Raw genomic sequence first — 13,985 nt, 5'->3', positions numbered from 1 at the left:
ATGAACATGCGTATCAATTACTGGAAATGTCAACTGAACATTCCCGTAATCCCTGGCACGGTTGCGGTGGTCAAATGCGCGGAAAGGTCTATGATGTCGCGACTATTTCCGCACAAGTAGTGAATCGATGAGCACTTCGAAAAACAAAGGCCACAGCCATCACGACCCGGCCAGCGATGAATTTCGCAAGGAAGATTTCCCCTTCTACTGGCTGGCCCGTGTGCACGGCCGCTATACCCAGAACATGGAACGTCTGCTGAAGAAGGTCGACCTCGACGTGCCGCGCTGGCGCGTGCTGTGGATCCTCAACGAGAACGGTGAATCGAGCATTTCCGAGATCTCCACCCACGCCATCGCCAAGCTGTCGACCATCACCAAGATCGTCTACCGCATGAAGGAAGATGGCCTGGTCGACACCGCGCCCAGCCCTGAAGACGGGCGCGTGACCCAGGTGCGCATCACCGAGGTCGGCCTGCAGAACATCGAGCGCATGCAGGATGTGACCCGCGAGCTGTTCCAGCGCAGCTTCAAGGGGTTGACCGAGGCGCAGGTGCAGCGGTTGAACAAGATGCTGGAAGTGGTGTTCCACAACCTCGAAACCTTGTGATTACCGGGGCCGCCAAGCGGCCCCTGCTTTCAGCAAGCTTTTGAAGACTCGCACACCCGGTGATAGGCCCGGTTGAAATACACCAGTCCGTCATCGGCTCCGCCGTGGCGAATATCCTGGATCTCGCAGTAGAAAATGCTGTGCGAACCCACCTCATGCACCTGGGCAATCCGGCAGTCGAAGTTCACCAGGGCTTCCTGCATCACCGGTGCGCCACTCTCCAGCACTGTCCAGTCGGTAACGGCAAAACGCTCGTCCATGTTCAGGTTGCGGTTGGCAAACGCCCCCGACAGTTCTTGGTGGGTACCCGCCAGCACGTTCACGCACAGCGCGCCATTGGCCTTGAACTGCTCGTTGGAATACGAGGAGCGGTTCATGCACACCAGCAAGGTGGGCGGCGAGTCGGTCACACTGCACACTGCCGAGGCAGTGAAGCCGAAGCGGCCGGCGGGGCCATCGGTGGTGATGACCGATACGGCGCCACCGAGCAGCGCCATTGCGTTGCGAAATTGCGATACGTCTACCATGGTCATGCTCCTCAGATATCCAGCACCAGCTTGTTCGACTTGGCCCGCGAGCAGCACACCAGGATCTGGTCGTTCGCGGCCTTTTCTTCATCGGTCAGGTACACATCGCGGTGGTCCGGCTCGCCTTCGAGCACTTCGCACATGCAGGTGCCACACACGCCCTGCTCGCACGAGATGTCGATCTTGATCCCCACCTGCGCCAGGGCATCGAGAATGCTCTGGCCCTCGGCGACCTGCACGGTCTTGTTGCTGCGTGCGGCTACCACTTCGAAGCTGACGCCGCTGGCGTCGACCTCGACCTGGAAGTACTCCTTGTGGATGTGCTCTTCGCTGTAGCCTTGCTGCCGCGCGCCGGCGATCACCCAGTCCATGAAGCCCGAAGGGCCGCAGGTGTACATATGGGTGCCGGGCGTGCCGCTGCCGAGCACATCCGCCAGGTTCAGGCGCTGGGCCGCATCCTCGTCGTCGAAGTGGGTGAACACCCGGGCGGCGAACGGTGCGCTGGCCAAGGCATCGAGAAAGGCGCTGCGGCTGCGCGAGCGCCCGCAGTAATGCAGTTCGAACTCAGCGCCCTGCTGATGCAGCGCATGGGCCATGGCGATCATCGGCGTGATGCCGATGCCGCCACCCAGCAGGATCGAGCGTTGGGCATCGGCCGCCAGCGGGAACAGGTTGCGCGGGGTGCTGATCTGCACCGCGTGCCCTTCCAGCAGGGTGTCGTGCACGCTCACCGAGCCACCGCGTGAGGCCGGGTCTTTCAATACGCCCAGGCGATACACCGAGGCATCGGCCGGGTCGCTGCACAGCGAATACTGGCGCACCAGGCCCGGGGCGACATGGATGTCCACATGCGCGCCCGCCTCGAAGGCTGGCAGCGCCGCGCCATCGGCCCGGCCCAGGTCGAGCACGACCACGTCGGCCCCTTGGATCTCGCGCTTGCGCACGACTACGTTCAACAGTTGTTCATTCATGGCCGGTGTCCCGCCTAACAGAGGGGCGCGTGGGCGCCCCGGAAAATATCAACGCATGAACAGGCCGCCGTTCACGTCCCAGGTCGCCCCGGTGGTGAAGTAGGCCTCGGGCCGCGCCAGTTGCACGATCAGGTCGCCAAGAAAATCCGCATCGCCCAGGCGCTGCACCGGGATGTTCGCCAGCAGGCCCTGCATACGCTCGGCCGGCACTGCGGCGTGTACCGCAGGCGAGTCGATCGGGCCAGGGGCGATGGCATTGACGGTGACTCCACGGGCGGCGAACTCCTTGGCGAAGATCTTGGTCAGGGTGACGATTGCGCCCTTGCTCGCCGCGTAGTGCGCGCCGGTGGCGGTGCCGCCGTTCTGCCCGGCCAGCGAGGCCATGTTGATGAGCCGCCCATAGCCGGCTTCGGCCAGGTGCGCGCCGAGCACCTGGCAGCCGAGGAACACGCTGCGCAGGTTGAGGCCGACCACGGCGTCGAACTCTTCAGGGCTGATCTGCATCAGCGGCGTGGTCTTGGTCACGGCGGCGTTGTTGACCACCACGTGCAGGGCGCCGAAGTGCTCCAGCACCTGGGCCAATGCCTGTTCGAAGTCGGCCTTGCTGCCGACGTCAAGCTTGACTGCCAGGGTGCGGCCACTCAGCTGTTTGGCGGTGGCCTGGGCCAGCGCCAGGTCACGGTCCGAGACCACCACATCGAAGCCTGCGGCCAGCAGCCGGGCGCAGAAGCGCTGGCCCAGTCCCTGGCCGGCGCCGGTTACCAATGCGACTTGGTTCATGGCGTGCTCCTCAGAGGATGTAGCCGATGCCGGCGAGGGCATCGTCGCTGTTGATCAGGCTGATCACCTTGCGGTGGATCTTGAAGCCACCTTCGCCACGGACCAGGGTGTAGGTCAGGTCAGCGGTGTAGTGCTTGAGGCTTTCCTTGCGGAATTCACGGATGTTCTGCGCGGCACGCACGGTGACGTTGACGCCGTCATCGGCGAGCACACGGAAACGCGAGAGGGTGCGCACGGTGCGGGGTTGCGGGCTGGTGGAGATCGACTCGCCACCGATCAGCCGCTGCACGCGCAGGCCGCGCATGTGGTGGTCGTCGTAGGCGTAGTTCAGCGTGTTTTCGAAGTCCGTCTCTTTCGGGTCGATCGGGATGATGTAGGTCCCTTTCTCGGTCCACAGGCTCAGCCAGGTGTCGTATTCGCCGTGGTCGAGCATGTCACCTTCCTGCCAGAGGAACGCAGTTACCTCATTTAGCAGAGGCAGGTTGAGCAGATTCAGGTTCATCATTTGGCCTCCGCCGCCATCATCTTCTTCCACTGCTGGTAGGCCGCACGCATGCCGGTTTCGGCACTGACGTCGGAGACCAGGCCGTCTTCGCTGGGCTTCTCGCCCGGCAGGCCGCGGTTGAGCATGATCCACAGGTTTTCGCCAGCATTGGCGCCTTTCTGCACCCGTTCCCAGGCCTCGGAATCGTCCGGGGTACCGAAGCCCATCGGGCCCTGGAAGTGTTCGTGCAGACGCAGGCGGTAGCGGTTGGCCGCAGCCGGGCCGCCGTCCATGGTGATCACCGAGTGGTGGATTTCCGTTTCCGTGACCGAGATCGGTTGCAGCACACGGAAGAACGCCATCGAGCAGGCGACGTTGGGGAACAGGTTGAGGTTGAAGCCGGAACCGCCGACGGCGCGGACGATGCGGCGTACCTGCGGCTCCTCGATGCCTTCATCGCGCAGTTCCGCAGCGAGGCTTTCGAAGCGCTCGGGGATCGGCTTGTCGAGGTCGGCTTCCAGGTCCACCAGCTCGGGGATCATCACCATCACGCTGTGGCCGTTGCCCAGATCTTCGACATAGCCTGGGCCTTTGACGAAATCGAACAGCTCCAGGGTCTGCTCGTCCACCGAGGACAGGAAGCTCTTGTGCACCAGCGGGAAGTGGTAGGCGTCGGTGGTGTTTTCCAGCTGGATCTTCCAGTTGCCAGGGAAGCGGAAGCGGTGCTCGCCCGGGACCTTGATGCCATAGCCGGCGCCCTGTTTCATGAACAGGTCCATCCACTTCTTCGCCGCACCGAGGAAGTCTTCCAGCGGTTCGATGTCGTCCTTGAAGGTGGCGAACACCATGCCGGCGTAGCTTTCGGTGCGCAGGCTGACCAGGGGCAGCTCGGCCTTGTCGATGCAGTCGCCGTAGCTTTCCGGGTGCGGGATGCCGCGCAGCGAACCGTCGAGGGCATAGCCCCAGCCGTGGTACGGGCAGACGAAGCTGTTGGTCTTGCCTTTCTTGTGCTCGCATACCGTGGCGCCGCGGTGGCGGCAGCGGTTGAGCAGCACGTTGATGCCCTTCTTGCGGTCGCGCACCACGATCACCGGCTGCTTGCCGACGTAGGTGGTCTTGTAGCTGCCGGCCTCCGGGACTTCGCTCTCGTGGGCGACCCAGATCCAGGTGCTGTGGAAGATCTTTTCCAGCTCGGCGTCGAACAGCGCCGGGTCGGTGTACAGGGAGGTATGGACGCGGTCGGGCTGCACCAGCTCGGCCGGGTCGACCGTCAGGTTGACGGCGGGGATCAGGTTGGTCACGGCATGGTCCTCGAATCAGGCGCGCTGGATGATCAGTTCGCGGCCGACACGGGCCTCGACCTTGGCGTAGCGCCACAGCTTGTACGGCCCCTCGCCCACGGCGGTGGTGCGGAACAGGTTGCAGGCGGCGTGCACGGTCTCGATGTCCGGCACGTCGGCCAGCAGGTAGGTGGTCCAGGGGAAGCCGTCGGACGGGCCGACCATGCTCTGGTCGTCATCCATATTGCCCAGCACGTCGACCCCCGCCAGGTCGTGGATGCCGTTCCACATCGCGCTGAACGCGGCCCACACCTGCAGTTGCTCCTCACGCGGGGCGTCGAAGAAGTTCTGGTTGATGCCCATGCAGAACAGCACGCGCAAGGCTTTCTTATCGCTCATGTCAGTAATCCCGAAAGTTACAGGTAGCCCGGCAGGGGCTGTTTGCCGAAGAACATCGCCCCGGCGTTCTGGTAGGTGACGTCGCCCATGAAGGCGTGCTGGGTGACCACTTGCGCGTCGTTGACGCAGCGGGCCAGCGGGCTTTCGTTGTAGATCCCGGTCATGCCCGAGAGCATCTGCGCGCTGCGCGCCACTTCGGCGGCCACACGTGCGGCATGGGTGGAAGACAGGCGCAGCAGGTTGGTGACCTCGACCGGTACCGGGTCGCCAGCCAGCACGTGCTCCCAGGCCTGCTCGATGGACTCGTAGAAGAACGCCCGCGCCGAACGCAGCGCCGCCTCGGCCTTGGCCACGTCGACCTGGGCCAGTGGGCGATCGGCCAGCGCCGGGGCCCCGGTGACCGAGATGCGCCCGCTGGCCATGCCCGACAGCTCGTCCAGCGCGGCGCGGGCAATCCCCAGGCCGACCACAGAAAGCACCTGGGTGGCAAACGACAGCGACGGGTAGCGGAAGAATGGCTCGTCGAGGTTGGGCTTGCCGCCGCGGACAAAGGTCCACTGCTCGCCGACCACCACGTCCTCGACCAGCAGGTCGTGGCTGCCGGTGCCGAGCAGGCCGACGGTGTCCCAGGTTTCCTCGATGCGCGCCTGGCTGCGCGGCAGCACCGCCAGGCGCGGCAGGTCGAGCTTGTCGCCGTTACGCGGGGCGATACCGACACCGACGATGTCGGCGCCCATGGAGCCGCTGGAGTACTTCCAACGGCCATTGACCTTGAAGCCGCCCGGCACCACCTCGGCCGGTTGTGGCGGGAAGATGCCACCGGCAAACACGGTGTCGGGGCTGTTGGCGTAGATCTCGGCGATGGTCTCCAGCGGCAGCGCCGCCAGGTACACCGGGCTCATGCCGAAGCTGGCGACCCAGCCGGCCGAGCCGTCGGCATGGGAAATGCGCTCGATCATTTCGCAGAAGGCACCCGGCGAGCATTCCAGCCCGCCAAAGCGTTTCGGTACCAGGGCGCGGTATACACCGTGGGCCTTGAAGGCATCGATCACGTCACGGGAAATGTGGCGCTGGCGATCGAACTCGCCCAGGCGGGCACGCTCACGCACCCCGTCAAGCAAGGCCTCGAAGGCAGGTCCAGAGGCGAGCGCCGACACAGGCGCGGCACGCAGGCAAAGCGAATCCATGGACATTCTCCGTCTCAGGCGCGTTTTTGGTGTTGTTTGGCAGGCGGCGAAATGGCCAGGCTCGGCGAGGACGAGCAGCGGCCACGCAGGGGGGCAAAGGCTGGGTCGGGCGGCATGGTTCTGTCTCTCTTGTTTTGGGTGCCGGTGACAAAAATTTGCGGTCGATTACGTGAATTGTCAATTGAATTTTCACGCTAAAAATCGTCTCAGCTGCCTCGTCTAGCATCCTGCAAACAAACAAAAATGCACTTATACAATTGATTAATAACGATTTTTAGAGCTGTGAAGGGCCACGAGAAATCGACGAAAAAACTAACCATCCACGCTGATATAACGAAAAATTTTTAGTCGACTTTTCACATGATTCCGGAGAGAAAAAAGCTGGTGTAGGATGGCCAGGCAAGGAGCGCCACAAGGCCGGCCACCAGAGCCGACCCCATAAAAACAACAGCAAACGCCCCGCCAGGATCGATGGGGACATGCCAATGCCTGCCGTGATTACCCCGAGGTCGAGGCCATGCCCACCCGCCACATCGACTTGCAGGACCATCGCCTGCGCTATCTGCACCTGAGCCACGCCAAGGGCTCCATGCGCGCCGCCGCCGAAGCATTGGGCGTCGCCACCTCGTCGGTCAGCCGGCAGATCGCCCGGCTGGAAGAAGAACTGGACATCGAACTGGTCCGCCCCGGCACCCACCGCATCAGCCTGACGGCTGCCGGCGAGGCGGCCGTGGACTACTACGTCGAGCGCATCCGCCAGCACACCCAGCTGGTCAATCGCCTGGATCAGCTGCGCGGTCAGCAGCAGGCGTCGACCGTGATCGCCATTGGCGAAGGCCTGCTGGGTGCCCGGGCGATCAATTCGCTGCAGGGTTTTCTGCATGCCCATGGCGCGCACAAGGCCGAGATCATCAGTGCACCCTCGCTGGAAGTGCAGCGCCGGGTGCTGGCCGACGAGGCGCACCTGGGCGTGATCTTCGCCCCCAGCGCCACCGCCCGCCTGACCCGCCTGTACAGCCTGGCCCAGCCGTTGCGCATGATCGTGCACCGCGACAGCCGCCTGGCCGCGCGGACCACGGTCAGCCTGGAGGAAGTGGCGCGAGAGTCGCTGGTGCTGCCGGGCGCCGACTTCCGCGTGCGCGAACTGGCGGATGCGGCGTGCAAGGACCAGCCATTCGCCATCGTGCCCACGCTCACGTCCAACTCGCTGGCGGTGATTCTCGACTTCGTCCGCTCCGGCATGGGCGCCACCCTGCTGGCCGAACTGCCGATCATCGATGAGCTCAAGAACGGCACGTTCAAGGCACTGGCGATCGATTGCCCGGCGATGAATGCGACCGATATCCAGATCGTCACCCGCCGCGGGCGCACGCTGGATGGGTTGAGCCGCGAGCTGGCGACAGAGATGGCCAGGGCGGTGCGCATGGCGGCTAACACCTGACCGGAAGCTGGCGCGAAACCCTGTGGGAGCCGCGCTTGCCTTTTGGAGTTGTTGCACATAACGCAACGACATTGCCCGCGGCTGTCATTGAGCCCATCCCCCCTGCCCTTTACGTTGCTCCCATAAGAAATCGCCCTGCATAGGTGACCCCCGTGAGCAACCTGATCCCCGCCGTCAACCTGACGGTCGACCCGGCCGAGCTGGTGCAGCCCGACCGCGTCCATACCTCCCTGTACACCGACCCGGCGCTGTTCGACGCCGAGCTGGAAAAGATCTTCCACAGCACCTGGATCTGGGTCGCCCACGAGAGCGAAGTCCCGGAGGCCGGCAGCTACAAGACCACCTACGTCGGCAAGCAGCCGGTGATCGTGGTGCGCGACCGCAAGAAGGGCATCAACGTGCTGCTCAACCGCTGCCGCCACCGCGGCGCCACGGTATGCGAGCACAAGAAAGGCAAGACCAACAGCTTCGTCTGCCCGTACCACGGCTGGGGCTATGCCCTCGACGGTTCGCTGCGCGGCATCCCGCACCCGGAAAGCTACGGCGACTGCATCGACAAGGCCGAGCTGCCCCTGGTCAGCCTGCGCACCGAAAGCTACGCCGGCATGGTGTTCGCCACCTTCAAGGACGACATCGAACCGCTGGAAGACTTCCTCGGTGCGGCGAAGAAGTGGATGGACCTGTTCATGAAACAGGGCGCCGGCTATGGCATCAAGGTCCCGGGCGAGCACCGCTTCCGCTTCCCTGGCAACTGGAAGATCCAGCTGGAAAACACCACCGACGCCTACCACTTCCCGCTGGTGCACAAGAGCTTCCTGTCCTCGGTGGACGAGCAGACCCTGGAGCTGTTCGATTTCGTCAAAGGCCCAGGCTATGTCGAAGATCTGGGCAACGGCCACAGCGTGATGGTGATGATCCCCGAGCTGGTGGACCTGGAAGCCGACCTCGACAAGCCGATCCCCGAGCGCTTCGAAAGCCTCGCTGCGGAACTGCGCGATGAAGGCATCGAGGAGCCGCAGGTACGCCGCATCGTCCGCGCCGTCGGCGGTTCCGGCTTCAACCTCAACCTGTTCCCCAACGTCGCCTGCTCGATGGCGTTCTTCCGTGTGCTGCAACCGATCTCGGTCACGGAAACGGAAATCCACCACTCGGTGATCACCATGGACGGCGGCCCGGCTGCGGCCAACCGCTACCGCCTGCGTCTGCACGAACACTTCCAGGGCCCGATGGGCTTCGGTACCCCGGACGATTCCGAGGCCTGGGAACGGGTGCAGAAAGGCGCCAATGCTGGCGAAAACCTGTGGATCATGCTCAACCGCGGCCTGCCGGGCGAGAAGCCCAGCGAAGACGGCCTGGTCTCCGACGTCAGTGCCGAAACCGGCATGCGTGCGGCCTACCAGCAGTGGAAGAAGATGATGGCGGCGGAGGCCAAATGATGAACCTGAATCTGCTCAACCTGCCTCTGCTAAATGAGGTAACTGCGTTCCTCTGGCAGGAAGGTGACATGCTCGACCACGGCGAATACGACACCTGGCTGAGCCTGTGGACCGAGAAAGGGACCTACATCATCCCGATCGACCCGAAAGAGACGGACTTCGAAAACACGCTGAACTACGCCTACGACGACCACCACATGCGCGGCCTGCGCGTGCAGCGGCTGATCGGTGGCGAGTCGATCTCCACCAGCCCGCAACCACGCACCGTGCGCACCCTCTCGCGTTTCCGTGTGCTCGCCGATGACGGCGTCAACGTCACCGTGCGTGCCGCGCAGAACATCCGCGAGTTCCGCAAGGAAAGCCTCAAGCACTACACCGCTGACCTGACCTACACCCTGGTCCGTGCCGAAGGCGGCTTCAAGATCCACCGCAAGGTGATCAGCCTGATCAACAGCGACGATGCCCTCGCCGGCATCGGCTACATCCTCTGAGGTCATGCTTTCTCTTGTGCTGTTCCCGGGCGCGTAGCAAGCGCCCGGTACTGGATATCTAAAAACAACAAAAACAATACGTGACAGGCAAGCGGGCCACAGACCTGCAGAGCACCTCTGCCCAGTTGAACGACTGCCCAGACCTTGTACTGATCACATTTCCAGGATTATCCCATGGAACTCAAATGGCCGTTGTGTGCGAAAACGTTGTGCTTGTGTGTGGGCACCGTGTTACCCCTGACCAGCTTCGCCGACGTGGTAGATGACAGCCACCTGTCGCTGAACTTCCGTAACCTCTACCTGAACCGTAATTTCACCAACTCCAGTGCACCGGTGTCCAAGGTCGGCAACTGGTCGCAGGGCTTCGACCTGCAGTTCGAGTCGGGCTATACCGATACCCCGCTGGCCGTCGGCCTTGATCTCAATGGCCAATATGCCTTTCGCCTGGACTCCACCGGCAACGATGGCTCGCTGCCGTTCAGCCAGCACCGCCAGCAGGCCGCCGATGACTACAGCCGTGGCGGCGCGACACTGAAACTCAAATACGCCAAGACCCAGGTGAGGATCGGCGACCAGAAGCCGTTCTACCCGGTCGCCTCCAACGACCCCAGCCGCCAGCTCGACACCATCTACCAGGGCGCGGTGATCGAATCCCGCGACATCGACAACCTGACCCTGGTCGGCGGGCGCTTCTGGTCGATCGTTACCCGCGAGTCGTCCAACCACGAGCGTCTGTACCGGTATGGCACCAACGACAGCCTGGACAGCGACGGCCTGGACTTCGCCGGTGCCACCTACAACTTCACCCCGGACCTGCAGGGCAGCTACTTCCACGGCGTGCTCAACGACATCTACAAGCAGGACTACGGTGGCATCAAGCACACCCTGAAGTTCGCCGACGGCTACCAGCTGAAAACCGACGTGGGTTACTTCAACAACCGCGAAGACGGCGCCGCGCGCAGCGGCCCGGTGGACAACCGCGCCTACTTCGGCCTGGTGACCCTGGAAAAGAGCGGCCACATGATCGGCGCCAGCTACCAGCGCATGACCGGCGACACGGTGTTCCCGACCCTGAACGGCTACGTGCCGCAACTGTGGTTGCCGAACTGGGCGAGCATCCCCTTCATTCGCCCGGACGAGCGCAGCTGGTCGGTGCGCTACGGCTACAACTTCGTGGCCATGGGCATCCCCGGCCTCAAGCTGTTCACCCGCTACATCAAGGGCACCGACGTCGATCGCGGCCCGGGCCTTGCTCGCGACCAGGAAAGCGAGCGCGACATCATGCTCAGCTACGTGGTCCAGAGCGGCCCGCTCAAGGACCTGTCGTTCGACCTGAAGAACATGCGTACCCAGCAGAAGTACGGCAACGACTACACCGAATACCGTTTCATCACTTCCTACACCTGGAAGTTCTGGTGAGTGGCCCGCATGGAGATGACTCATGACTAACCTCAACACCAGCATCAGCCGTGATACCGACCCACGCACCCTGCGCCGCATCGTCATCGCCTCGGTGCTGGGCAACGCCCTGGAATGGTACGACTTCTTCCTCTATGGCACGGCGGCGGCGCTGATCTTCGCCCCGCTGTTCTTCCCGGCCGGCACCGACCCGGTGCTCGGCACCCTGGCCTCGTTCGCAGGCTTTGCCGTGGGCTTTCTCGCCCGCCCGCTGGGCGGCCTGATCTTCGGCCACATCGGCGACAAGGCCGGGCGCAAGAAGGCCCTGGTGATGACCCTGGCAATCATGGGCGCGGCAACCTTCGCCATGGGCCTGCTGCCCACCTTCGAGCAGGTCGGTTACCTGGCCCCGGCATGCCTGGTGATCCTGCGCGTTCTGCAGGGTGTAGCCTCGGGCGGTGAATGGGGCGGCGGCGTGCTGCTGCTCAGCGAGAACGCCCCCAAGGACCGCGTCGGTTTCTATGCGGCCTGGAGCCAGCTGGGCGTGTCGGGCGGCTTTGTGCTGTCGGCGGCAGCCTTCTACCTGGTGCAGATGCTACCCCATGAAGCCATGATGAGCTGGGGCTGGCGTGTGCCGTTCCTGGCCAGCATCCTGATCTTCGGGGTTGGCGTGTACATCCGCCGGCGCTTGCCGGAGAGCAAGGAATTCGTCGAAGAACAGGCGCAACCGGACAAGCCTGAGCACATGCCGGCCATGGAAGTGCTGCGCAAGCACCCCAAGGCGGTGCTGCAGGCGATGGGCATCCGCATTGCCGAGAACGGCAGCGCCTACCTGTTCCTGGCCTTCACCATCGCCTACGCCAAGTTCACCGGGCTGGACACCCAACTGGTGCTGGCCAGCGTGATGGTGGCGATGATCGTCGAGGCCGGCACCATCGTGTTCTGGGGCTGGCTGTCGGATATCATCGGCCGGCGGGTGGTGTATGCCATCGGCTCGGTCGGTTTGATGGTGCTGGCCTTTCCGTTCTTCTGGATGCTCGATACCCACTCGCCTGTGTGGGTGTACCTGGCGGCGTTGCTGGGCATGGCCTTCTGTCATGGCGCGATGATCGGCACCCAGCCGGCGTTGATGGGTGAGCTGTTCCCGCCCAAGGTGCGCTATTCCGGGTTGGCCATGGGGCACGAGATTGCCTCGATCTTCTCCGGGGGATTGGCGCCATTGGCGGCGACGGCGTTGTTCAGTTTGTACAAGGATGCATGGCCGGTATCGGTGATGCTGGTAGTGATGGGGGCGATTACCACCCTGGCGGTGATCAGCATCAAGCCACAGGCCAAAGCCTAGTTTTGCTCCGGTTTTGCCCGGGCCTTTCCGTGCGGGGAGGGTCCGGGCTTTTTTGCATGCCTTGGGTTTTGTGGCGTCTGTGAGATCGAGCGCCGCGCGGGCGGCGCTCGATCTCACAGGCGCTGAAAACCTCGAACCTGGCACCCGCCAGCCCCCCCACTATTGCCCTCCCGTGCCAACCTCTTGCCCCTGCCTGCCAATCTACTCTCCAGCCATTCCGCCCTGCGCTGCACCCCGGTAGCCTGCCGCGAGCCCAACTCGCGTCGCGGAAAACAACAACATGACCAACGCCTTGAGCATCCACAACAAGATCACCCTGCTCGCCAGCCTGTGCCTGGCTGCCGTCGTCGTGCTCCTCACTACACTGGCCCTGTACCAGCGCCAGAGTAGCGAAGATCAGGTCGGCAGCAGCGCCAGCGACATGCTGCTGGCCGCCGCACGCAGCAACCTGCGCGCCGAGGGCCAGGCCCAGGCGCTGCAGATCCAGCAGGGTTTCAATCGCGCCTACACCTTCGCCGAAGGCGTGGGCCGCCAGGTCATGCATCTGCGCCAACGTGCAGGCCTGCCCCCGGTCGAGCTGCGTCGCGACCTCACCCAGGTGCTGCGCGATGCCCTGGCCGGGCGCCCGGAACTGCTGGGGCTGTTCATCACCTTCGAGCCTAACGCCCTGGACGGCCACGATGCCGACTTCCCCGGCCGGTTGGACCTTGGCAGCAACGACCAGGGCCGCTTCGCCCTGTACTGGCTGCAACCTGGCCCCGGCCAGCTGCAGGCCGTACCTGGCGACGAGAAACTGCTCGCCGACACTTCGCCCGGCCCCAGTGGCGCGCCGTTCAATGCGTTCTTCAGCTGCTCGCGAGCCAGCGCCAAACCGTGCCTGCTCGAACCCTACGTCGACAGTTCCAGTGGCACCGCACGGCTAGTCACCAGCCTGACCCTGCCACTGATCGACCAGGGCCGTGTGGTGGCAGTACTCGGCCTGGACATCGACCTGGCGACCCTGCAGCGCGACGCCGAGAAAGCCGCCACAGCGCTGTACGACGGCCAGGGCGATATCGCCATCGTCAGCACGGCCGGGCTGCTGGCCGGTGACAGCAACCAACCCGAACGCCTCGGTACGCTGTTCAAGGCACGCCACCCCGAGCAGGCCGCGGCCATGCTCGACGCCGCAGCCGCAGGCCACACGCAGGCCTTCGAGGATGCCGGGCACATGCGCATGCTGGTGCCGATCCAGCCTTTGCCAGAAGCCAGCCCGTGGGCCGTGCTGGTCAGCGTCGGCAAGGATGTGCTCGGCGCGCCGGTGACCGTGCTGCAGGAACAGATGCGCACCCAGCGCCTGCACAGCCTGGCCCTGCAGGTCGGCCTGGGCCTGGGCATTGCCCTGCTGGGCGTGGCGATGATGTGGCTGACCGCACGCAGCGTCAGCCGCCCGCTGCTGCAAGTCGCCTACCTGCTCGAAGACATTGCCGAAGGCGACGGTGACCTGACCCGCCGTCTGGCCTACCCCGGCAAGGATGAGCTGGGCCGCCTGAGCCGTGCCTTCGACCGCTTCCTGGAGCGCCTGCAACCGGTGATTGCCCAGGTCCAGGGCGGAGTGCGCGATACCCGCGACACCGCCGACCAGTCAGCGCGCATCGCCAGC

At 64.0% G+C, this 13,985-nt stretch carries 13 protein-coding genes and 1 pseudogene; 7 read left to right on the top strand and 7 right to left on the bottom strand.

The features are described from left to right. Positions 1-127 precede the first annotated feature (127 nt). Positions 128-607 carry a MarR family winged helix-turn-helix transcriptional regulator gene (locus ACOKS3_RS11970; RefSeq protein ID WP_079228674.1) on the top strand — a complete coding sequence of 160 codons (480 nt, stop codon included), beginning with the start codon at positions 128-130 and terminating at the stop codon, positions 605-607. A 29-nt stretch (positions 608-636) separates the two neighbouring features. Here ACOKS3_RS11970 and ACOKS3_RS11965 read toward each other — a convergent pair whose 3' ends face one another. From ACOKS3_RS11965 to iacA, 7 genes are read right to left on the bottom strand one after another with little or no spacing between them, the layout of a single operon-like run. Next, positions 637-1,134 carry a flavin reductase gene (locus ACOKS3_RS11965; protein ID WP_103446926.1) on the bottom strand — a complete coding sequence of 166 codons (498 nt, stop codon included), beginning with the start codon at positions 1,132-1,134 and terminating at the stop codon, positions 637-639. Positions 1,135-1,145: 11 nt separating this feature from the next. Next, positions 1,146-2,105 carry a PDR/VanB family oxidoreductase gene (locus ACOKS3_RS11960; protein ID WP_422763058.1) on the bottom strand — a complete coding sequence of 320 codons (960 nt, stop codon included), beginning with the start codon at positions 2,103-2,105 and terminating at the stop codon, positions 1,146-1,148. A gap of 48 nt (positions 2,106-2,153) precedes the next feature. Next, on the bottom strand, positions 2,154-2,885 hold the full coding sequence (locus ACOKS3_RS11955) for an SDR family NAD(P)-dependent oxidoreductase (protein WP_422763057.1): 732 nt from the start codon (positions 2,883-2,885) through the stop codon (positions 2,154-2,156). 10 nt (positions 2,886-2,895) lie between these two features. Beyond that, positions 2,896-3,387, bottom strand: a complete 492-nt coding sequence (locus ACOKS3_RS11950) for an aromatic-ring-hydroxylating dioxygenase subunit beta (protein WP_463581491.1) — start codon at positions 3,385-3,387, stop codon at positions 2,896-2,898. Further along, positions 3,387-4,670 carry an aromatic ring-hydroxylating oxygenase subunit alpha gene (locus ACOKS3_RS11945; protein WP_463581486.1) on the bottom strand — a complete coding sequence of 428 codons (1,284 nt, stop codon included), beginning with the start codon at positions 4,668-4,670 and terminating at the stop codon, positions 3,387-3,389. Before ACOKS3_RS11945 ends, ACOKS3_RS11950 begins: the two co-directional genes overlap by 1 nt. 15 nt (positions 4,671-4,685) lie before the next feature. Further along, on the bottom strand, positions 4,686-5,048 hold the full coding sequence (locus tag ACOKS3_RS11940) for a hypothetical protein (protein WP_060513271.1): 363 nt from the start codon (positions 5,046-5,048) through the stop codon (positions 4,686-4,688). A 17-nt stretch (positions 5,049-5,065) separates the two neighbouring features. Then, entirely contained in the window at positions 5,066-6,235 is a 1,170-nt protein-coding gene (gene iacA, locus ACOKS3_RS11935; RefSeq protein WP_103446922.1) for an indole-3-acetate monooxygenase, read from the bottom strand. 517 nt (positions 6,236-6,752) lie between these two features. Between iacA and ACOKS3_RS11930 the strand changes: the two genes are divergently transcribed. The 6 genes and pseudogenes from ACOKS3_RS11930 to ACOKS3_RS11905 form a co-directional block, all read left to right on the top strand. Then, a complete protein-coding gene (locus ACOKS3_RS11930) occupies positions 6,753-7,676 on the top strand; it encodes a LysR family transcriptional regulator (protein ID WP_103446923.1) in 924 nt (307 codons plus the stop codon). A gap of 152 nt (positions 7,677-7,828) precedes the next feature. Continuing rightward, positions 7,829-9,112: an aromatic ring-hydroxylating oxygenase subunit alpha gene (locus ACOKS3_RS11925; RefSeq protein WP_463581485.1), complete on the top strand. Its 1,284-nt coding sequence runs from the start codon at positions 7,829-7,831 to the stop codon at positions 9,110-9,112. Then, positions 9,112-9,603 (top strand): aromatic-ring-hydroxylating dioxygenase subunit beta, encoded by a 492-nt coding sequence (locus ACOKS3_RS11920; RefSeq protein WP_463581490.1) that lies wholly within the window; start codon positions 9,112-9,114, stop codon positions 9,601-9,603. Before ACOKS3_RS11925 ends, ACOKS3_RS11920 begins: the two co-directional genes overlap by 1 nt. Before the next feature lie 174 nt (positions 9,604-9,777). Beyond that, the gene (locus tag ACOKS3_RS11915; protein ID WP_422764670.1) at positions 9,778-11,022 is read left to right on the top strand and encodes an OprD family outer membrane porin; all 1,245 of its coding nucleotides are present in this window, start codon (positions 9,778-9,780) and stop codon (positions 11,020-11,022) included. 22 nt (positions 11,023-11,044) lie between these two features. Further along, the gene (locus ACOKS3_RS11910; protein ID WP_422764669.1) at positions 11,045-12,343 is read left to right on the top strand and encodes an MFS transporter; all 1,299 of its coding nucleotides are present in this window, start codon (positions 11,045-11,047) and stop codon (positions 12,341-12,343) included. 280 nt (positions 12,344-12,623) lie between these two features. Then, positions 12,624-13,898, top strand: a pseudogene (locus ACOKS3_RS11905) (methyl-accepting chemotaxis protein); the annotation flags it as partial. Positions 13,899-13,985: the final 87 nt, after the last annotated feature.

Source organism: Pseudomonas sp. HS6-2 (genome assembly GCF_049325675.2).
GTDB classification, from domain to species: domain Bacteria; phylum Pseudomonadota; class Gammaproteobacteria; order Pseudomonadales; family Pseudomonadaceae; genus Aquipseudomonas; species Aquipseudomonas putida_N.
The sequence above is the reverse complement of the archived record's forward strand: the minus strand, read 5'-3'. Positions and strand labels throughout refer to the sequence as shown.